At 67.0% G+C, this 18,200-nt stretch carries 22 protein-coding genes and 1 pseudogene; 6 read left to right on the forward strand and 17 right to left on the reverse strand.

All coding sequences use genetic code 11. The annotated features are described in order from the left end of the window. Window position 1 precedes the first annotated feature (1 nt). The 9 genes from OVY29_RS15540 to OVY29_RS15580 all read right to left on the reverse strand — a co-directional run bounded on the left by OVY29_RS15540 (window position 2) and on the right by OVY29_RS15580 (window position 7,421). Window positions 2-133, reverse strand: coding sequence for a DUF2474 family protein (locus OVY29_RS15540; protein WP_119081731.1), 132 nt, complete (start codon window positions 131-133; stop codon window positions 2-4). Beyond that, window positions 114-1,112, reverse strand: a complete 999-nt coding sequence (gene cydB, locus OVY29_RS15545) for a cytochrome d ubiquinol oxidase subunit II (RefSeq protein ID WP_119081729.1) — start codon at window positions 1,110-1,112, stop codon at window positions 114-116. Before cydB ends, OVY29_RS15540 begins: the two co-directional genes overlap by 20 nt. Then, window positions 1,109-2,515 carry a cytochrome ubiquinol oxidase subunit I gene (locus tag OVY29_RS15550; RefSeq protein ID WP_119081727.1) on the reverse strand — a complete coding sequence of 469 codons (1,407 nt, stop codon included), beginning with the start codon at window positions 2,513-2,515 and terminating at the stop codon, window positions 1,109-1,111. The genes cydB and OVY29_RS15550 overlap by 4 nt, the downstream gene beginning before the upstream one ends. A 101-nt stretch (window positions 2,516-2,616) precedes the next feature. Continuing rightward, entirely contained in the window at window positions 2,617-3,246 is a 630-nt protein-coding gene (locus tag OVY29_RS15555) for a peroxiredoxin (protein ID WP_119081726.1), read from the reverse strand. Between the two features lie 11 nt (window positions 3,247-3,257). Then, window positions 3,258-4,046, reverse strand: coding sequence for a sulfite exporter TauE/SafE family protein (locus OVY29_RS15560; protein ID WP_313911692.1), 789 nt, complete (start codon window positions 4,044-4,046; stop codon window positions 3,258-3,260). Beyond that, on the reverse strand, window positions 4,043-5,620 hold the full coding sequence (locus OVY29_RS15565) for a bifunctional protein tyrosine phosphatase family protein/NAD(P)/FAD-dependent oxidoreductase (RefSeq protein ID WP_119081723.1): 1,578 nt from the start codon (window positions 5,618-5,620) through the stop codon (window positions 4,043-4,045). Before OVY29_RS15565 ends, OVY29_RS15560 begins: the two co-directional genes overlap by 4 nt. Before the next feature lie 12 nt (window positions 5,621-5,632). Further along, entirely contained in the window at window positions 5,633-6,067 is a 435-nt protein-coding gene (locus OVY29_RS15570; RefSeq protein WP_119081721.1) for a DUF6691 family protein, read from the reverse strand. Between the two features lie 2 nt (window positions 6,068-6,069). Beyond that, window positions 6,070-6,507 (reverse strand): YeeE/YedE family protein, encoded by a 438-nt coding sequence (locus OVY29_RS15575; protein ID WP_119081720.1) that lies wholly within the window; start codon window positions 6,505-6,507, stop codon window positions 6,070-6,072. Next, entirely contained in the window at window positions 6,507-7,421 is a 915-nt protein-coding gene (locus OVY29_RS15580; RefSeq protein ID WP_132883911.1) for an MBL fold metallo-hydrolase, read from the reverse strand. Before OVY29_RS15580 ends, OVY29_RS15575 begins: the two co-directional genes overlap by 1 nt. A gap of 88 nt (window positions 7,422-7,509) precedes the next feature. Here OVY29_RS15580 and OVY29_RS15585 point away from each other — a divergent pair, with 88 nt between their 5' ends. Further along, entirely contained in the window at window positions 7,510-8,130 is a 621-nt protein-coding gene (locus tag OVY29_RS15585; protein WP_197714480.1) for a peroxiredoxin, read from the forward strand. Beyond that, window positions 8,127-8,522 carry an ArsR/SmtB family transcription factor gene (locus OVY29_RS15590; protein ID WP_119081715.1) on the forward strand — a complete coding sequence of 132 codons (396 nt, stop codon included), beginning with the start codon at window positions 8,127-8,129 and terminating at the stop codon, window positions 8,520-8,522. The genes OVY29_RS15585 and OVY29_RS15590 overlap by 4 nt, the downstream gene beginning before the upstream one ends. Here the strand turns inward: OVY29_RS15590 and OVY29_RS15595 are convergent. Both OVY29_RS15595 and OVY29_RS15600 read right to left on the reverse strand, forming a co-directional pair. After that, window positions 8,519-9,841, reverse strand: coding sequence for an ATP-binding protein (locus OVY29_RS15595; RefSeq protein ID WP_132883909.1), 1,323 nt, complete (start codon window positions 9,839-9,841; stop codon window positions 8,519-8,521). The two genes, OVY29_RS15590 and OVY29_RS15595, sit on opposite strands and share 4 nt — an antisense overlap. After that, window positions 9,838-10,497: a winged helix-turn-helix domain-containing protein gene (locus tag OVY29_RS15600; protein ID WP_119081712.1), complete on the reverse strand. Its 660-nt coding sequence runs from the start codon at window positions 10,495-10,497 to the stop codon at window positions 9,838-9,840. Before OVY29_RS15600 ends, OVY29_RS15595 begins: the two co-directional genes overlap by 4 nt. Before the next feature lie 85 nt (window positions 10,498-10,582). On the opposite strand from OVY29_RS15600, the gene OVY29_RS15605 reads away from it, so the two are divergent. Genes OVY29_RS15605 through OVY29_RS15620 form a run of 4 tightly spaced genes read left to right on the forward strand, consistent with a single transcriptional unit; the run spans window position 10,583 to window position 13,347 of the window. Then, window positions 10,583-11,389 carry a TlpA family protein disulfide reductase gene (locus tag OVY29_RS15605; RefSeq protein WP_231958862.1) on the forward strand — a complete coding sequence of 269 codons (807 nt, stop codon included), beginning with the start codon at window positions 10,583-10,585 and terminating at the stop codon, window positions 11,387-11,389. Next, window positions 11,386-12,060: a DsbA family protein gene (locus tag OVY29_RS15610; RefSeq protein ID WP_119081710.1), complete on the forward strand. Its 675-nt coding sequence runs from the start codon at window positions 11,386-11,388 to the stop codon at window positions 12,058-12,060. Before OVY29_RS15605 ends, OVY29_RS15610 begins: the two co-directional genes overlap by 4 nt. A gap of 34 nt (window positions 12,061-12,094) precedes the next feature. Continuing rightward, window positions 12,095-13,042: a LysR family transcriptional regulator gene (locus OVY29_RS15615; protein WP_119081709.1), complete on the forward strand. Its 948-nt coding sequence runs from the start codon at window positions 12,095-12,097 to the stop codon at window positions 13,040-13,042. Continuing rightward, on the forward strand, window positions 13,039-13,347 hold the full coding sequence (locus OVY29_RS15620; RefSeq protein WP_119081707.1) for a hypothetical protein: 309 nt from the start codon (window positions 13,039-13,041) through the stop codon (window positions 13,345-13,347). Before OVY29_RS15615 ends, OVY29_RS15620 begins: the two co-directional genes overlap by 4 nt. A gap of 18 nt (window positions 13,348-13,365) precedes the next feature. Here OVY29_RS15620 and OVY29_RS15625 read toward each other — a convergent pair whose 3' ends face one another. The 6 genes and pseudogenes from OVY29_RS15625 to trbK-alt form a co-directional block, all read right to left on the reverse strand. Continuing rightward, a complete protein-coding gene (locus OVY29_RS15625; RefSeq protein ID WP_119081706.1) occupies window positions 13,366-13,587 on the reverse strand; it encodes a DUF2274 domain-containing protein in 222 nt (73 codons plus the stop codon). After that, window positions 13,584-14,816: a TrbI/VirB10 family protein gene (locus OVY29_RS15630; protein WP_313911693.1), complete on the reverse strand. Its 1,233-nt coding sequence runs from the start codon at window positions 14,814-14,816 to the stop codon at window positions 13,584-13,586. The genes OVY29_RS15625 and OVY29_RS15630 overlap by 4 nt, the downstream gene beginning before the upstream one ends. After that, window positions 14,813-15,829: a P-type conjugative transfer protein TrbG gene (trbG, locus tag OVY29_RS15635; protein WP_313911694.1), complete on the reverse strand. Its 1,017-nt coding sequence runs from the start codon at window positions 15,827-15,829 to the stop codon at window positions 14,813-14,815. Before trbG ends, OVY29_RS15630 begins: the two co-directional genes overlap by 4 nt. Further along, entirely contained in the window at window positions 15,826-16,509 is a 684-nt protein-coding gene (gene trbF, locus OVY29_RS15640; protein WP_119081701.1) for a conjugal transfer protein TrbF, read from the reverse strand. The genes trbG and trbF overlap by 4 nt, the downstream gene beginning before the upstream one ends. A 6-nt stretch (window positions 16,510-16,515) precedes the next feature. After that, a pseudogene (gene trbL / locus OVY29_RS15645) lies at window positions 16,516-17,893 on the reverse strand (P-type conjugative transfer protein TrbL). Next, on the reverse strand, window positions 17,890-18,192 hold the full coding sequence (gene trbK-alt, locus OVY29_RS15650) for a putative entry exclusion protein TrbK-alt (protein ID WP_119081697.1): 303 nt from the start codon (window positions 18,190-18,192) through the stop codon (window positions 17,890-17,892). Before trbK-alt ends, trbL begins: the two are co-directional and overlap by 4 nt. Between the last annotated feature and the right edge of the window lie 8 nt (window positions 18,193-18,200).

Here is an 18,200-nt window from a genome sequence, read left to right on the forward strand (position 1 = left end):
CTTACTGTTTGAGCACCAGCCGGATGGCGAAGGCGGCCGCCGCAAGGACGGTTACGCTGCCGAGCCAGATGGCGGCGAACCAGAGCAGCCGCCGCCACAGGGGGCCGCCCTTGTCAGTGGTATCCAGCTTCATCGATCTTTCCCCGGAATACCCAATAGGCCCACACCGTGTAGGCGAGGATGATCGGAATGAGGATGCCGGCGCCGATCAGCATGAAGACTTGGCTGCGTTCCGGCGCGGCGGCCTCCCAGATGGTGACGGCGCCCGGCACGACGTCCGGCCAGATCGAGATGCCGAGCCCGATCATCGTAAGGCCGAACAGCGCGAGCGCGAGCAGGAAGGGCAACCAGTCGCGCCCCTTTCCGATCGCTCGCCAGGTGAAGATCGCAACGACCGTGACCATCAGCGGCATCTGCGCGGCCGCCAGCACGCCGGGCCACTCGAACCAGCGCCGGTAATATTGCGCTTCGAGAAACGGCGTCCAGGCGCTGACGAGCGCGATGGCGAGGAGCAGGCCGAGCAAGAGAGGCCGCGCCATGCGCCGCGCCTGTTCATGCAGCGGCCCGTCGGTTTTCCAGATCAGCCAGCTTGCGCCGAGCAAGGCGTAGCCGACCACCACGCTCGCTCCTGTCGCCAGCGAAAAGGGGGTGAGCCAATCCCACCATCCGCCGGCATAGGCGCGTCCCTCGACGGCGATCCCCTGGAGCAGCGCGCCGAGCACGATCCCCTGCGACAGGGCGGCAATGATCGATCCCGCGCAGAAGGATACATCCCAGAAGTGGCGATGCGCCGGGTCACGCCAGCGGAACTCGAAGGCGACACCGCGAAACACCAGACCGAGCAGCATCGCGATCAGCGGGGCGTAGAGCGCCGGCAGCACGATCGCATAGGCCAGCGGAAAGGCAGCGAGCAAGCCGCCCCCGCCCATGACCAGCCAGGTCTCGTTGCCGTCCCACACCGGCGCGATGCTGTTCATCGCCATGTCGCGCTCCCTGCCCACCTTGAAGCGGGGGAACAGGATGCCGATGCCGAGATCGAACCCGTCCATCACCACATAAGCGGAGACCGCGAAGGCGATGATGAAGGCCCAGATGATGGTGAGGTCGATCATTGATCCCCACCATCGATCGCGGGCGCGGGCGTGATGCCGGCGGTCCGCACCGGCCCGTGGACCGGCACGGGGTCCTCGTGCGGCTCGGGCGGCTTGGCCATGAGCTTGAGGATATACAGCGTGCCTGCTCCAAAGACCGCGAAATAGACGATGATGAAGGCGATGAGCGACGCCGCGACCGCGGGCGCATCGAGCGGCGCGGCGGATTCGGCGGTGCGCAACAGGCCATAGATCGTCCAGGGCTGGCGTCCGACCTCGGTGGTAATCCATCCCGCCAGGACCGCGACGAAACCCGACGGTCCCATCACGACCGCGGCGCGGTGCAGGCAAGTCCAGTCGTAAAGCCGGCGGCGCACCCGCGCGGCGAGGCTCCACAGGCCGAGGCCGAGCATCGCAAGCCCCATCGCGACCATGATGCGGAACGCCCAGAAGACGATGCCGACTGGCGGCCTGTCTTCCTCGGCAATCGTGTCGAGCCCGTCGAGCGGGGCGTCGGGATCGTGCTTGAGGATCAGCGAGGAAGCCTTGGGAATCTCGACCGCGTAGTCCACCCGCCGCTCGGCGCTATTGGGAATACCGAACAGGATCAGCGGCGCGCCGTCGGGATGGCTTTGATAGTGGCCCTCCATCGCCATGACCTTGGCCGGCTGATGCTCCAGCGTATTTAGACCATGAAGGTCGCCGACGAAAATCTGGATCGGCGCAACGATCGCCGCCATCCACATCGCCATCGAGAACATCTTGCGAGCGCCGGGATTGGCGCGGTCGCGGAGCAGATGCCACGCGCCTACCGCGCCGACCACGAAGGCGGTGGTTAGATAGGCGGCGATGACGGTGTGGACGAGCCGATAGGGAAAGCTTGGGTTGAAGACGATCGCCCACCAGCTCGGGCCGGGGAGGAACTGGCCGTTCGCGCCCATCTCGAAGCCGGTCGGGGTCTGCATCCAGCTATTGACCGAGAGAATCCAGAAGGCCGAGATGAACGTGCCGAGCGCGACCATGCAGGTCGCCGCGAAGTGCAGCTTGCGCCCCACCTTGTTGATGCCGAACAGCATGACGCCGAGGAAGCCGGCTTCGAGGAAGAAGGCGGTCAGGACCTCATAGGCCATCAAGGGTCCGATCACCGGCCCGGCCTTGTCCGAGAAGACCGACCAGTTGGTGCCGAACTGGTAGGACATGACGATCCCGGACACGACGCCCATCGCAAAGGTGATGGCGAAGATTTTCAGCCAGTAGCGGTAGAGGTTGGCATAAACGCCTTTGCCGGTTTTCAGCCACAACGCCTCCAGCACCATCAGGAAGCTGGCCAGACCGATCGAGAAAGCCGGGAAGATGAAGTGAAAGCTGACGGTGAACGCAAATTGCAACCGCGCCAACAGCAGGGCGTCGAACGACTCGAACATCGGAAACTGTCTCCTCCGCCTGCTCCTGATGCGTGGGCGGGACGCTTTACATTAGGCAAAGCGTCCCACCGGCGCGCAGACACGCGGCGTTTGCACGCTCGTCAATCGACCATCGTGGTCCGCAGATAGGCACGGTGCTCGGTCCAGCCTTGGGGAAACAGGCCGCGTGCTTCCTCGTCGCTGATCGACGGCGGGATGATGACCTCTTTACCGGGCATCCAGTCGGCCGGCGTCGCGATGCGGCGCGCGTCGCCGAGCTGGAGCGCGTCGATCACCCGGAGGACCTCATCGAAGTTGCGGCCGACGCTCATCGGGTAGGTCATCGTGAGCCGGATTTTCTTGGCCGGATCGATGATGAAGACCGAGCGCACCGCTGCGGTCTCGCTCTGCTCCGGGTGGATCATGTCATACATACGCGCGATGGCGAGGTTGGCATCCGCGACGATCGGGAAGCGCAGATCGGTCTTCTGCGTGTCGTTAACGTCGTCGATCCATTTGCGATGTTCTTCCGCTGTATCGGTCGAAAGGCCGAGCGGCTTGGTATTGCGGCTCTCGAACGCCTGGGCGAGTTGGGCGGTGCGGCCCATCTCGGTCGTGCAGACCGGCGTGAAGTCGGCCGGGTGGCTGAAGAAGAACACCCAGCTATCGCCGGCCCATTCATGGAAGCTGATCGGGCCGACCTGGGTATCGACGGTGAAGTCGGGAGCGGTGTCGCCAATATGCAGGGTCATTGTGGTTCCTTTCAGGTGAAAAGGGCCGCGCCGCTCCGCCACAGCATGTAGGCGGCGACGGCGAAGATCAGGGTTGCAAAGACGGTGGTGAGGCGGCCCGTGGTGGCACCGAGACGCCGGGCGAAGAGCGTGCCGGCGAAGCTGCCGACCGCGCCGCCGGCGATGAAAAGAGCCGCGAGCGGCCAGTCGATGAGCCCGGAAAAGGCGTAGTTGGCGGCCGTGGTGAGGCCGAAGGCCGTAACCGCGACCAGCGACGTGCCGACCGCAAGCAGGATCGGCATGCCGGTGGAGGCGACCAGGCCCGGCACGATCAGGAAGCCACCGCCGATGCCGAAAAAGCCGGAGAACAGCCCGGAGCCCAGGCCGTAGCCGATCACTTTCGGGGCCTTCTCACGGTTGCATTCGGCACCCGGATCGCCGGGATTGCCGCGCCCTTTGAGCATAAACCCGCCGACCAGCAGCATGACCAGCGCGAACAGGAACAGCAGCTTTTCGCCATCGACCATCTTGCCGAGCGTTGAGCCGGCGAGCGCGCCCGCGATGCCACCGCCAGCGAACATGCCGCCGCAGCGCCATTTGACGTTGCGCGCCCAGGCATGGTTGGCGAGGCTGGTGGCCGCATTGGCGGCGACCGCGAGTGCGCTGGTTCCGATCGCGACATGAGGGCTTGGCACGCCGACCAGATAGACCATCAGGGGAACGGCGAGGATCGAGCCGCCGCCGCCGACCAGGCCGAGGCTCAAGCCCACCAGCCCGCCCGAGACGAGCCCCAGGACATATTGAACGGGCTCGAGGGTCATTGCTCGTCGTCGCGGCGACCGGGCGCCGCCAGCCATTCGCGGCCCTTGAGCATGCCGCGCCAATAGATGGGCGGGAGCAGACGGTCCTTGAGGAACCAAGCCCGGCGGGTCGGCCTGCGTCCGTCGAGCAGCCAGGACGGGAAGCTCGGCAGGAGCTTGCCGCCATAGCCGAACTCCGCCAGCACGATCCTGCCCCGCTCGACGGTCAGAGGGCAGGAGCCATAGCCGTCATAGGTCGCCCAGGGCAGCGTGCTATCGAGCACGGCCAGGAGATTGACCGCGACGACGGGGGCCTGCTTGCGCGCGGCGGCGGCGGTCTTGGCATTGCTTGTGCCGGCGACATCGCCCAGCGCAAACACGTTGGGCCAGCGCGGATGGGCAAGCGTCGCGGGATCGACCGCCACGAAGCCGGTGGCGTCGGCGAGGGCGCTGTTCGCAATGAAGTCCGGCGCGACTTGCGGCGGCACCGCGTGAAGCATGTCGAAGCGGCGTTCGCAGGTTTGTGATCGTTCGCCGGCCCCTTGCCGAAAGACCGCGCGGCGTCCGGGTCCATCAACCTCAATCAGCGTCGAGCCGAGTCGAAGATCGATGCCGTAACGCTCGATGTAGCGCATGAGTGCCGGCACATAGTCGGCGACACCGAACAACGCCGCGCCGGCGTTGTGGAACTCGACGTCGATCGCGCCGAGGCAATCTTCGCGCTCCCAGGCATGGCAGGAGAGATACATGGCCTTTTGCGGTGCGCCCGCGCATTTGATCGGCATGGGCGGCTGCGTGAACAGCGCAACGCCGTTCCTCAGTGTTTGAACAAGATCGCGCGTATAGGGCGCGAGATCGTAGCGATAGTTGGAGGTCACGCCATGTTCGCCGAGCGTCCCGGCGAGGCCGGGGATGGCGTTCCAGTCGAGCTTGATGCCGGCCGCGACGACTAGCCCGCGATAGGCGATGCGCGAACCGTCGGCCAATTCGACCGCTTGCTCATCAGGATGAAGCGCGAGCGCTTCCTGACGCAGCCATTCGGCCCCCTTGGGGATCACGCTCGCCATCGGACGGCGCGTCGCCTCGGGTTGAAACACGCCGGCGCCCACGAGCGTCCAGCCTGGTTGATAGTAATGGGTTTCGGACGGCTCTATGATGGCGAGCGAGATGTCCGGCCTCCGCTTGAGGATGCTGGCGGCGCAAGCGATCCCCGCGCTGCCGCCGCCAACGATCACCACGTCATAGCGCTTCGCCTGACTATTCAATGACGTCGCGGCCGTGTGCATGGCCTGGGAGCGTGCGCCCGTGCGGCAATAGGCGAGAATGGGGCCGGGGAGCCGATCCAGCGCACCGCGCATCGCGCGCGCATCCTCAAGCGCGATGTCGCGGCTTGAGACTGGCAGGTGAGCGAAGGCGAGGCCCGCCGCCGCGGCCGCTTGCTCGATTTCGGCGGCGCTCGGTTGGCCGGGCTCCTCATCGTCTGGCCGATTGGAGATGACGGAGCGAAATCCCGCCGCGGCCGCCGCCCTCAGATCCTCAGGGTCGAGTTGGCTTGTGATCGCGAAGCCTTCGCCGATCGGAATGACCTTTTCCATCAGACGCGCCTTTCAGTTGCCGGCCTTCGAGGATGGTCGACGGTTCGCCCAGAGCCGGTGGAGAAGCATCCCGCCTGCCATTGCGATCAGGAACGGAAGCACCGCGACCGGCGCGAGCCCCAAATTGGCGACGGCCGGGCCGGGGCAGATGCCGGTAAGCCCCCACCCCACGCCAAAGAGCAGCGCCCCGATCGCAAGTCGTGCGTCGAGTCTGGTCGTTTCCGGCACGCAGAAGGCATCGCCCGACAAGGCCCGCCGCGCGCGGCGCTGGACCTGCCATGCAACGGCCATCGGCAGGATCGCGCCGGCCATGACGAAAGCGAGGGTCGGGTCCCATGCACCGAACAGGTCGAGGAAGGCAGTTACGCGGGACGGGTCCGCCAATCCGGATATGGCGAGGCCGGCGCCGAACAGGAGGCCGGCGGCAAGTGCGATGAGCATCCGCATGGTCAGAGCGTCCCCGATGCGCGCATGATGGCCACCGTGGCGAAGCCCGCCGTCATGAACAGGCCGGTCGCCACGAGCGAGCGCGGCGACAGGCGCGACAACCCGCAGACCCCATGTCCGCTGGTGCAGCCGCTGCCGAGCCGTGTGCCGAACCCCACAAGAAGCCCGCCGGCTATCAAAAGCGCGGTCGAGTCCGGGAAGGCGATCCGCAAGGGACCGGTGAGCGAGATCAGCGCCGCGCCGAGCGGAAGGCCGATAATGAAGGCCAGCGCCAGCTTGCGATCCGACCCTCGCTCACCAACCCCGATAGAGGTCGCAGCCATACCGCTGACCCCAGCGATCCTGCCAAGCCCGAGCAGCATGATCGCCCCGGCGACGCCGATCATCAGCCCGCCGAGGAAACCCGTCAGCGGCATGGCGTCGGGAAACAGCGTGCCCATCAAACGGCATCCAGCGGAATCTTGAGGTAGCGCGTGCCGTTGTCCTCAGGCTCGGGCAGTCTGCCACCGCGCATGTTCACCTGGATCGACGGCAGGATGAGCTTGGGCATGTCGAGCGTGGCGTCGCGCGCCTCGCGCATGGCGACGAACGCCTCTTCCTCGGCCCCGTCATGAACGTGGACGTTACCGGCCCGCTGGGCGGCAACGGTCGTTTCCCAGGCGAAGCGATCGCGGCCTGGCGCCTTATAGTCATGACACAGGAACAGGCGTGTTTCGGGAGGAAGGGTCAGCAGCCGTCGGATCGAGCGGAACAGCGTGCGTGCGTCGCCGCCCGGAAAGTCCGCGCGCGCGGTGCCGTAGTCGGGCATGAACAGCGTGTCGCCGACAAACGCCGCGTCGCCGATCACGTAGGCAAGGTCCGCCGGCGTATGGCCAGGCACATGCAGCACGGTCGCTTGGAGATTGCCGATGGTGAACTGGTCGCCATCCTCGAACAGGCGATCGAATTGCGATCCGTCGCGCGCGAACTCGGTGCCTTCGTTGAAGATCTTGCCGAAGATCTCCTGCACCTGAAGGATTGCCCGGCCGATAGAGAGCTTTCCGCCGACCTTTCCCTGAATATAGGGCGCGGCCGAAAGATGGTCGGCATGAGCATGGGTTTCCAGCAACCATTCGACCGCAAGGTCATGCTCGTGAACATAGGCGATGATCGCATCGGCCGAAGCGAACGAGGTCCTTCCCGATGCCGCGTCGTAGTCGAGCACGCTATCGATGATTGCTGCCGCCCGAGTCTCGGGGTCATGCACCACATAGCTGGCGGTGAAGGTGGGCTCGTCGAAGAACGCCTTGATCTGCGGCACGCCGTTGCGCGCGTTCGCGATCTGAGCCGCTGCCTTTTGAACTGTCTCGTCCATGATTACAGCCTTTCGCTTTCATGATTTAACATCTATGTAATCATGTAAGTGAGTTGCGTCAATGCGCTTGGAGTGAGAGACGGGATTGATGACGAACGAGGTTTTGACGAGCGGCCCGAGCCGCTCATTGCGGATGGGCGACACCGCCCCGGATTTCGAGGCGAGGACCACCAGAGGGATGGTGCGGCTATCCTCCTATCGCGGGCGCTGGATCGTGTTCTTTTCACACCCGGCCGACTTCACGCCTGTCTGCACCACGGAATTTGTGGGGCTGGCGAAGGCGCAGGATCGATTCGAGGCGATGGACTGCGCCTTGCTCGGACTGTCGGTCGACAGCCTCTATGCCCACGCCGCCTGGGCCAAGGCGATTCGGGACCAGTTCGATGTCGAGATCGGCTTTCCCATCGTCGAAGACCCGTCGATGGCTATCGCGCGCGCCTATGGGATGCTGGACGAGACCGCCCAGGACAGCTCGGCGGTGCGCGCGGCCTATTTCATCGACCCCGAAGGCGTCATTCAGGCGATCACCCACTATCCCATGTCGGTCGGGCGATCGGTCGACGAAATGGTCCGGATGGTCGCCGCGCTCCAGGCGGCCGCGTCAGGCGACAGGCTGACGCCGGAGGGATGGCGTCCGGGGGAACCGATGCTGCTGCCCCCTTCGAGCGACGCCGAGGGCGATGACTGGTTCTGCCGGGCCGCGCCATGACCGAGTTGTGGGAGAGCCGTTCGCAGGCCGACATGGCCACGGAGAAGCTGAAGGCGTTCGCCCAGCCGCAGCGCCTCATGGTGCTGTCGCTGCTGCTGTCGCGCGGCGAGCAATCGGTGTCGGCGATCGACGAGGCCACCGGCATCGGCCAGCCCGCGCTCAGCCAGCAACTTGGGGAGTTGCGCAAATCGGGCATGGTTTCGACGCGGCGGCAGGCCAAGCAGGTCTATTACAGCCTCGCCGACGATGCGACCGAGCTGTGCGTGCGCAGCATCGAGGCGGTGTTTGGCTCGGGCAATCCTGCTATGATCGCGCCCGGCTCGGGCGTAGTGGGTGATCGCGCTAGGTCCGTGAAGGGCGCTGCCGCCTTCGCGCGCATTCTCAACGTCTAGATCGATCGATCGAACCGGATTGCCGCGATCAAGCCGCCCGATGGCCGTTCGCGCAGATCGAGGCGCGCGCCGCAACTCTCCACCGCTGCCTCGACGATCGATAACCCCAAGCCGCTCCCGCTATTCTGCACACCGGCCCCGCGCTCGAAGCGGCGGCGCAGTCGATCCCGATCCTGCGGCGCGATGCCCGATCCGCGATCCATGACCAAGATTTCCATTGCCTTGCCGTTGGTCTCGCAGGCGATGACGACTTCGCCGCCCGGACCGGCGTGATGAAGGGCGTTCTCGACAAGATTCCCGATCGCCTGGCGCAAAGCCTCGGGCGCCATCGGCGCCGCGGCTCCTTCGCATGACGGCGCCACGACGATCCGCATATCACGCGCTGTCGCGACCGCACGATAGTCGTCGATCACCTCGGCCAGCACGGGGTCGAGGACGACCGGTTGAATCTGCGGCTCGCGCGCTCGTCCCTCCTCACCTGCGAGGCTGAGAAGCTGGCGCACCATGCGACTGGTGCGGTTCACCGATCGCGTGATCTGCTCCAGCGCATGGTCGCGCATGGCTGGGTCCGTTGCCCGCCGGGCGACCTCCGCTTGCGTCTTGAGCCCGGCCAAAGGCGTCTGCATTTCATGCGCGGCATTGGCGACAAAATCGCGTTCGGCCTGGCGGGCCGCTTCAAGCCGCCGCAGCAGGCCGTTCATTTCCTGCACGACGGGCCGCAATTCGCTAGGGCCGACGGTCTCATCCAGGGGCGTAAGGCTGCTCGGCGAGCGCGCCGCGATCGACCGGGCCAAGGCATCGAGCGGCCGAAGCCCGCGCCCAACCCCGAGCCAAAGGAGGACGCCGAGCCCGGCCAGGCCCACCAGCGCCGGCAGGAGCAGGCCGATCATCATGCCCGTCACGAGCCGTTGGCGCACACTGAGATTGTCGCCCACCATCACCCGCAGGCCGCGTTGCGCATCGACATGGGTATAGACCCGCCAATGCTGGTCCCCGATCTGACGCTCGGAAAATCCGGGTTGCCCCTGTGCGAGCGGCAGATCAGGCGCGCCGGCGGACTGGCCGATCAATTCACCACCCATCGACCAGATTTGGCACGAGAGCTGGCGCGTGTAGGCCGTGGGCGGGAGCCGCCTCGGTTCATCGACCATCGGCACGTCGAGCGCCGCCACCATGCGGGCGGCCTCGATAAGACGTCCATCCAGGACGCGTTGCACCTCCGCGCGCGTGGACAGCGCGGTCCAGGTGGCCGCGCCCGCCCAGACGATCATGGTGATCGCCGCCACCAACGCGAAAAGGCGGATACGCAGCGACATCATTGGCGGGCGATCCGATAGCCTTCGCCGCGAACGGTCTCGATCCGCTCGCGGCCGAGCTTGGCGCGCAGCTTGTGGATATGGACCTCCACGGCGTTGCTCTCTACCTCGTCCTGCCACCCGTAGATGCGATCCTCCAATTGGCCGCGCGAGAGAACGTGGCCGGGATGGCTCGCGAGTGCATGCAGGATCGCATATTCGCGCCGCGACAGCGCCACCTCCTCGCCGGCGACGGCGACGGTGCGGCAGGCTTCGTCGATCGTCAGGTCGCCCAGGCTGATCCCGTTCTCGGCCCGGCCGCTCGAGCGCCGCAGAAGTGCCCGCAGGCGTGCCGATAGCTCGCCAAGATCGAACGGCTTGCCAAGATAGTCGTCCGCCCCGCCATCGAGCCCGTCGATGCGGTCGCCGATGAGGTTGCGCGCGGTCAGAAGAAGGATGGGCGTCTTCACCCCGTCGCGCCGCCACTCCGTCAGGAGTTCGAGGCCCGAGCCATCCGGCAAGCCGATATCGAGGACGATGGCCGCATGATCCTGCGTCGCGACGGCGGCGCGCGCGTCGGTGCAGTTCACCACGCTGTCCACCTCGAACCCTTCGAGGCCCAGCCCGGCGGCAAGGCCGTCGCGCAGGATCTCGTCGTCTTCGATTACCAATATTCGCATCCCGCCGTCCTTACCGCACGAACTTATCCCAGCCTTAAGCGTGACCCTAAGCCTGCCTTAAGGTTCGCTGCACACGACATCCAGCATGGAAGGCGTGCTGCAACTGGGTCCGCTCATGATCGCGACCGACCGCATGATCGCGGTCGCGCTGCTTTGGGCGTTCCTCGGCGTCGGCGGATTTATCGCCGCGCGAACCGAAAGCCGGGCCGGGCGTGTTGCCTGGATCGCGGCTGCGGTCGGCATTGTAGCGGCGCGCGTCGGTTATGTCGCCGAGAACGCCCCTGCCTTCGCGATCGAGCCCTGGACCGTGCTCGCGCTATGGCAGGGCGGTTTCTCGCTGTGGCCCGGCGTCCTTGCAACCGCTGTGGTGATCGTCATGCTGCTCGGCCGTCAGCGCGCAACCGCCGGGCTGGTCGCATCCCTGGCCGTGCTGGTCTCCGCGCAGATTGCCGCAACCGCGCTGCTGGCTCCGCAGCCGCGACCATTGCCGAGCGGCCCGATCCTAGCAGACATGGCGCAGCGCCCAATCCCGATCGAGAGCCTGCGCGGACAACCCTTTGTCGTCAATCTATGGGCGACCTGGTGCCCGCCCTGCCGGCGCGAAATGCCGATGATGATCGACGTGGCCGCCGGCTCGGATATTCCCATTCTCCTCGTCAACCAGGGCGAGGATGTGAGCCGGGTGCGCGACTATCTCGCGCGGGAGGGCTTGGCGGATACCTCAATCCGGCTCGATCCGCTCGGCGCTCTGGGCGAGGCGATCGGAACGCGGGCGATGCCCACCACCCTGTTCATCGACGCCGACGGGCGCATCCGGCGCACGCACACCGGCGAGATATCCCGCGCAGCCTTGCTGGCGGCGCTTCGAGACCTTGAGAGGATGACGTCATGAAAAAGAAGATGTCGATCGCAGCCGTGCTGGTTGCGGCGCTGGTTCTGGTGGGCCTGCTCGCGATGCGTGGCGGCAACGGCGCCGATGCGCGGGCTCAGTCGATCGCGGAAGCTGGCGGCACCACTCCTTCCGCCGAGGCGCTGCGCATCCGCGAGGAGATTCAGAACGATCCTGTCGCGCCAACGGTCGCACCCGAAGGTTACGACGTGACCATCGTTTTCTTCACCGATTACCAATGTCCCTATTGTCGCCGAATGCACCCCGTGCTCGACGCGCTGATGCGAGAGGACAACAAGGTCCGGCTCGTCTATCGCGACTGGCCGATCTTCGGCGCCGCCAGCACCGAGGCGGCTCGCGCGGCGATCGCGGCGCAGTATCAGGGCAAGCACGCTGAGTTCAATGCTGCCCTTATGCAGACCGAAGGCCGCCTGTCATCCCAGAACATCCGGGCGGCGGCGGATCGAGCCGGTGTAGATTGGAACCGGCTCCAAGCCGATCTGGATCAACATGGGTCCGAGATTGGTCAGGCGCTCGGCCGCACGAGCCGCTTCGCAGCGATGGCCGGTCTTTCCGGCACGCCCGGCTTGATGGTGGGACCTTATCTGCTGCCGGGCGCGGTCGATCTAGCGACCCTTCGGCAAGCGGTCGCACTTGCTCGGGAGGGCGATTAGGCGGTCAACAAATGTCGCAAAGCCGTGCAAGGTTGTGATTGAACTACGCCAGCTCCGCTATCTGATAGCGGCCGCCGAAGCGGGCAGCTTCAGCCGCGCGGCACGCAACCTCAATATTAAACAAGCGACACTTAGCCGGCACATTCTCGATGTCGAGAAACGGCTAGGCATGGCACTGTTCGACCGCAGGACGCGTGGCGCCACGCTCACAAAAGACGGCGAGACGTATCTTTACACGGCGCAGCGAATTGTGGGCGAGTGGGAAGAATTAAACGCCTGGGTTCGCTCGACGCGTAATGGTGAGGCCGGCAGGCTGGCGGTGGGCTTTTACACATCGTTTTCAGCCGGGAATTTGCGCGCCACACTCAGCGAGTTCGGCGAACGCAATCCAAACGTGAAGCTGCGCGGGTTCGAGCGCGACCGGAAAATGTTGCTGGCCGGGATCGAAAACGGGGTGCTCGACATCGCGATTATGATTGGCGAGTCCCGTTGCCCAGGGCTGGTGAACCGCTCGTTCTGGAGCGAACGAATAATGGTGGCCATGCGAGAAGACCATCGCCTTGCCGCCCGTGAAAACATCCACTGGGCCGACCTTATCGGTGAACGCTTCCTGCTGACGCAGCGAGATCCCGGTCCAGAAAGCCGCAACATGATCTTGAGTAAGCTCGGGATACCAAGCCATTCACCCGAGATCGACATGGAGGATATTGGGCGCGATACTGTTCTAAGTGTTGTCGGGCTTGGTGTGCATATCTCGATCGTCGCGGAATCTGCGCTCGGTATTCACGTTCCCGGCGTGATCTTCCGCGAGGTCCACGAGACCAACGGCCACACGCGGATCGGCTTCTCCGGCTATTGGCGTGAGGACAATGAAAATCCGGTGCTGCGCCGGTTTCTTGAGTTCGTCACCGCCCGCTATTCGATGCCGTCGGTGCCTAGGCCACAGCCATCTTCTCAGCAACCGGGAAAGGAGCCGTCATGACGCAAGGAAAGACACTCATCATCGTGCTGGTCACGCTCATCATCGGGTTCGGGGCGGGCTTCGTCCTCCGCCCGATCATCGTCCCCGTCGAGCGGACGGCGATCGTCGCCGGCCCGCCTGCCGCCGTCCCGGCGCCGGCTGAGCCGCGCGGGATGCAGTATTTCGCGGCGCATCTCGATGAAGCGCGGCAGGTCGTGGCGCAATGCGCGGAAGGAACGGCGCGCGGCGACGAGTGTGCCAACGCCGAGCAGGCCGTGATCGAGGCGGAAGGCCGGGAGCGTTTCAAGAAGTTCATGGGGAATTGAGGCGAGCGAACGCGGCCCTCATTTCCCCTGCGCGCGGTGCCGGCGAAAGGCCCGGTCGGTTTCCATGAACCGGGTGAGCATCGGCGCGACCAGCTTGTCGGGCGGGACCGGCGATCCCCCGGTCTCGGCCGCGAGCGCGGCGGCATAGGCTTGCAAGTCGCGATGCACGGCGGCGGGCAGCTCCACAGAGAGCTTGACCGGCCGATCGTCGGCCAGCGGCCCCAGCTTCAATTTGCTCATCGTGCGCCTCCAACCGGCTCCAATACGAGGTCGCGGGTCAGGACCACGCGCAGCGGATGCCCCGGCCGGATGGTGAGCGTCGGCTGCACATTCAATTGCCGCCGCATGATCTGCTGGCCGGTCTGGTTGATGGTGTCCTGCGAGCCGCGCCTGAGCGCGCGAGTCAGGTCGTCCTCGCTGTCCGCGCCCAGCTCGGCGCCGACGCCGAGCAGCGTCGAGACGGCGGCGGCTTTCAGGAGATTGCCCCAATGCTGGTTCACGCGGTCCTGTAGGCCAGCATAGCCGGCCGCGTCGGCACCGGGCTGGCGCTCGAGAACGATCGAGCGGCCGTCCGGCATGATAAGCCGATCCCAGGCGAGCAGCGCGCGGGTCTGTCCGGCGGCGATCTCGCTGTCATATTCGCCGATCAGCCGGGCGCCTTGCGGGATGAGCAGGATGCGGCCCGTAGGGCTGTCATAGACGTTGGCCGTCACCTGGGCGGTGATCTGCCCCGGAAGGTCCGAACGGATGCCGGTGATGAGCGCCGCCGGGATGATGCTGCCGGCCTGCACGATGTTGGGCGAGGCTGGCGCGGCCAGGCGCTCGACGCTCACCGTGCGCGCATTGGGCGCCTGGGCCATGAAGGCCCGCTTGGCGGCTTGGTCGCCCTGCGCGGCCGAGCCATCTGGTTGTCCTGGGGGCCGCGGAGCGGCGGCGTCCGGCGCTGCCATTGCGAAGTTCGGCAGGGACGGCATCGCAGCGGCCCCGGCGCTGCTGCCGCCGAGGAACACGCCGCTCATGCGCGCGGCGTCGCGTTCCTGCTGGGCGCGCTGGCGGGCGGCTTCCTCGGCCTGGGCGCGCGGATCGGGCCGGGCACCGACCGGCGGGACCGGGACATTCTCCCCGCGCTGCTGGGCGGAGACGATTGGGCCGCCGAGATCGCCGGGAAGCGGCGGGCCGAGTTTCGGCGCCTGGCTGTAGTCGCGCGGCCCGGAGGTGATGGTCTCGGACGTGGCGCGGCTGTCGGTGCTGTAGAGTTCCTTGGCCTCCTTCTCGCCCGGCGGCTTGAGCGCGTAGATCAGCGAGCCGCCGATGCCGAGGCCGGCGGCAACGCCCATGAGGGCCAGCGCCTTGCGCGAAAGCCGCATGACGCGGGGCGGGTCGCCCCGAAGCTGGAAGGCTTGAGGGTCGGCGCGCGGCGCTTGCGGTGCGGCCCCTTCGGGCGGGGTATTGCCGGCGGGATCGGTCACGGCCGCCCCCTGCGCCCGTCGTCACGCACGATGCGGACGCGCTGCTCGCTGCGCCGGTCGCCCAGGCGCAGCTCGGCGGCGGCGAACAGCCGGTCCACCACCATGTAGCGGCCCTGCACCCGGTAATTGACCAGCTCGGCATCGCCGGCCGCGCCGGTCACGAACAGCGGCGGCATCTCGCCCTGCGAGATCCCGGCCGGAAACTCGATGAACACCTGGGCGGAATCGTCGAAGGCGCGGACGGGCTTCCACGGCACGCGGTCGCCCTCGATCCGGTAGCGGAAATTGAGGGCGGCGAGGTCGATGCCGGCGGCGACGGGGGCCGAGACGGCAGCGGCGGCATTGGCGCTGCGTAGCGCGATGAGCTGGTCCTGCGGGTAGGTCCAGGAGACGGAGGCCATATAGGTCGAAGCTGTCGCGCGCAGTTCGATGTGATAGGTGCGCCGGTCGGTGTTGATGACCAGATTCGTGCCGATGTCGGCGCGGGTGGGCTTCACGAGAATATGCACGCGCGCGGTCTGCCCGCTGCCGCTCACCGTGTCGCCGATGATCCACCTGACCGTATCGCCGGCCGCGACCGGCCCCGGCCCCACAAGCTGCTCCCCTTCCTGCAAGGCGATGTCCGTCACCTGGCCGGGCGCGGTATAGACCTGATAGAGCGCGCCCTGCGTCCAGGGATATTGCTGGATGGCGTTCACATAACCGTCGCGGGTGGGCTGCACGCGGGCGGCCGCGTTCGCGGCCCCGACGCGGCGGCGCGGATCGGCGGGCTCGGACGTCGCCGTCCCGGCCGCGAGCGGCTTCAATTGGCCGGGGAGCGGCAAGGGTTCGGGGATCGTCACCACCTCGACGGCGCGCGGCGGCTGTGCGGCCGGCGTCGCCGCGATCTCGCGCGGCGGATCGTCGTAGGCGATGGCCGGCGGCTTTGCGGACGTGGTGGCGCAGCCGGCGAGCGCGGTTGCGGAAAGCAGCATTGCCGCGCTGGCGGCATGGTGGGCGGATTGCCAGGTCATTGCGACAACTCCTTGCTCCAGTTGAGGGCGTTGACGAACACGCCGAGCGGGTTCTTGCGCAGCGCGTCGGGCGTGCGCGGCGGTTGCACGACGATGGTGAGGATCGCCGACCAGTGTTCGGTGGTGGCGAGGCTCCCGTCCTGATAGCGCCGCTCGGTCCAGGCGACGCGGAAGCTGTCGGGCGAGGCGCGGATCACGCTGGAGACGTCCACCGCGACCTGCACCCGGCCGACATTGGCGAAGGGATCATTGGCGCGGGCGTAGTCATTGAGCGCCATCGCGCCCCGATCGGTCGTGAAGTCGTAGGCGCGCAGCCAGTTCTGGCGGACGATGACCGGATCGGCCGGGATCGCCCTGACCTGCTCGATGAAGCGGGCGAGATGGAACGCGATCTGCGGATCGGTCGGGCGATAGCTGGCCTCGGCTGGCGCGACGGCCTGCGCCTCGCCCAGTCGATCGACCTGGACAACCCAGGGGACGATGTGGCCGCGGGCGGATTGCCAGACGAGGCCGGCCGAGAGCCCACCGGACAGGGCAAGCGCGCCGAAGAAGGCGAGACGCCAGTTCTTCGCCTGCACGCGCGCCGAGCCGATGCGGTCGTCCCAGACCTGCGCGGCGCGCTGATAGGGTGTGGTGGGTTCGGGGGGCTGGCCGTAGCGAATGGTGGGGCGTCGGAACATGGAGGATCAGTCCTTCTCTTTGATGTCGGGACCGGCTCCGCCGCCGTGGCTGTCGCCAGCCTTCATGGTGTGGGCGAGGACGGTCGCGCCGTGGCTGACGGCCTGGCGGCGTTTAATCGCGGCCGCCCATGCGGGCTGGACGGACGTGCCGGCCGGCGCGGGACCGCCAGCGGTTGCGGCGGCCGGGGTGGCGGATGCGGGTCCGCCGGTGATCGTGCCGCCGGTGGCGGTGAATCCGGCGCGGGCGCCCGAGCGGAAATTGGCCTTCATCGCCGCGCCGCCCTTGGCGGCCGCCTTGCGCAAGGGCGAGAGGACGGCGCTCGCCGCGCTTCCCGCCGCCGCTTGGCCGACAGCGGCCATGCCGCCCGCGACAGCGCCGGCGCCGCTCTTGCCCAGCGACCCGAGGCTGTAGGCGCTGGTCGCACCGCCTGCCATCTGAGCGCCGCCACGCGCGGCGGCGCCGGTCATCCGGCCGGGCGCCGAGGCAGGAAACCGGCGCCGACGCCAGCGCGCCGCCGCGCCGCTCGACCAGCGCGCCGCCTGCGGCCAGCGCGGTGCCGGCCGCCGCGCCCGCGCCGAGTTGCGGGCCGCCCGAGACGATGCCGTTGGCGATCGAAGGGCCGAAGATCGACAGGCCCAGGAGCGACAGCGCGGCGAGCGCGATGGCCATGACCTGATTGATGTCGGGCGCGGGGCCGAGGGCCGCGCCGGTGAACTGGCTGAACAGGGTGGTGCCGATGCCGGTGATGACCGCGAGCACCAGCACCTTGATGCCGGTCGAGACGACATGGCCCAGCACCTTCTCGGCCATGAAGGCGGTCTTGTTGAAGAAGGCGAACGGCAGCAGGACGAACCCAGCCAACGTGACCAGCTTGAACTCAATCAGCGTGATGAAGACCTGCACGGCGATGATGAAGAAGGCGAGCACCACAATCACCCAGGCGAGCAGCAGCACGAGGATCAGCGCGAGGTTCGAGAACACGGCCCAAAGGCTGGAGAACTGCCCCGCCGCATCGAGCAGCGGCTTGGCCGCTTCGAGCCCCTTCGCCGCGATCGTGCCGGGCTTCATGAACTCGTCGATCGTCATGGCGCCGCCGCTGGCCTGGAGGCCGAGCCCGGCGAAGCTCTCGAACACGATGGTCGCGAGCAGCGCGAAATTGCCGATGATGAAGGCGAAGGTGCCGATGTAGAGCGTCTTCTTGACGAGGCGCTGAAGCACGTCCTCGTCCGCGCCCCAGGCCCAGAACAGGCCGGCGAGCGTCACGTCGATGGCGATCAGCGTGGTCGAGAGGAACGCGACCTCGCCGCCGAGCAGCCCGAATCCGCTGTCGATGTAGCCGGTGAAGACGTTGAGGAAATTGTCGATAACGCCGGTGTCGTTCATGGCCGGGCGCCTTCATCCGGCGCCATGTCGCCGCCGCGTTCCGTCGCAGGCGTGGACTCGTCCTGGCGGAAGAAGCGGCGGCGGTTGGCGGCCCAGGCCGCTTCGCAGCCGCTGTCCGGCATGGTCAGCGAGGCGCAGCGATCAAGCTCGCGGGCGAGCCTGGCCTGGCCTTCGTCAGCCGGCAGGACGAGCGGCGGCGCCGGCGCAGGCTCATCGGGCTGGACGGCGGCGACGATCGCCACCGTCATCATCAGCCCGGCCAGCGCCGCCACCCCTGCGATCTTCGCCGTGCGCGACATCGGGCGTC

The sequence above is a fragment of the Sphingopyxis sp. SE2 genome, assembly GCF_032227185.1.
Lineage (GTDB): Bacteria > Pseudomonadota > Alphaproteobacteria > Sphingomonadales > Sphingomonadaceae > Sphingopyxis.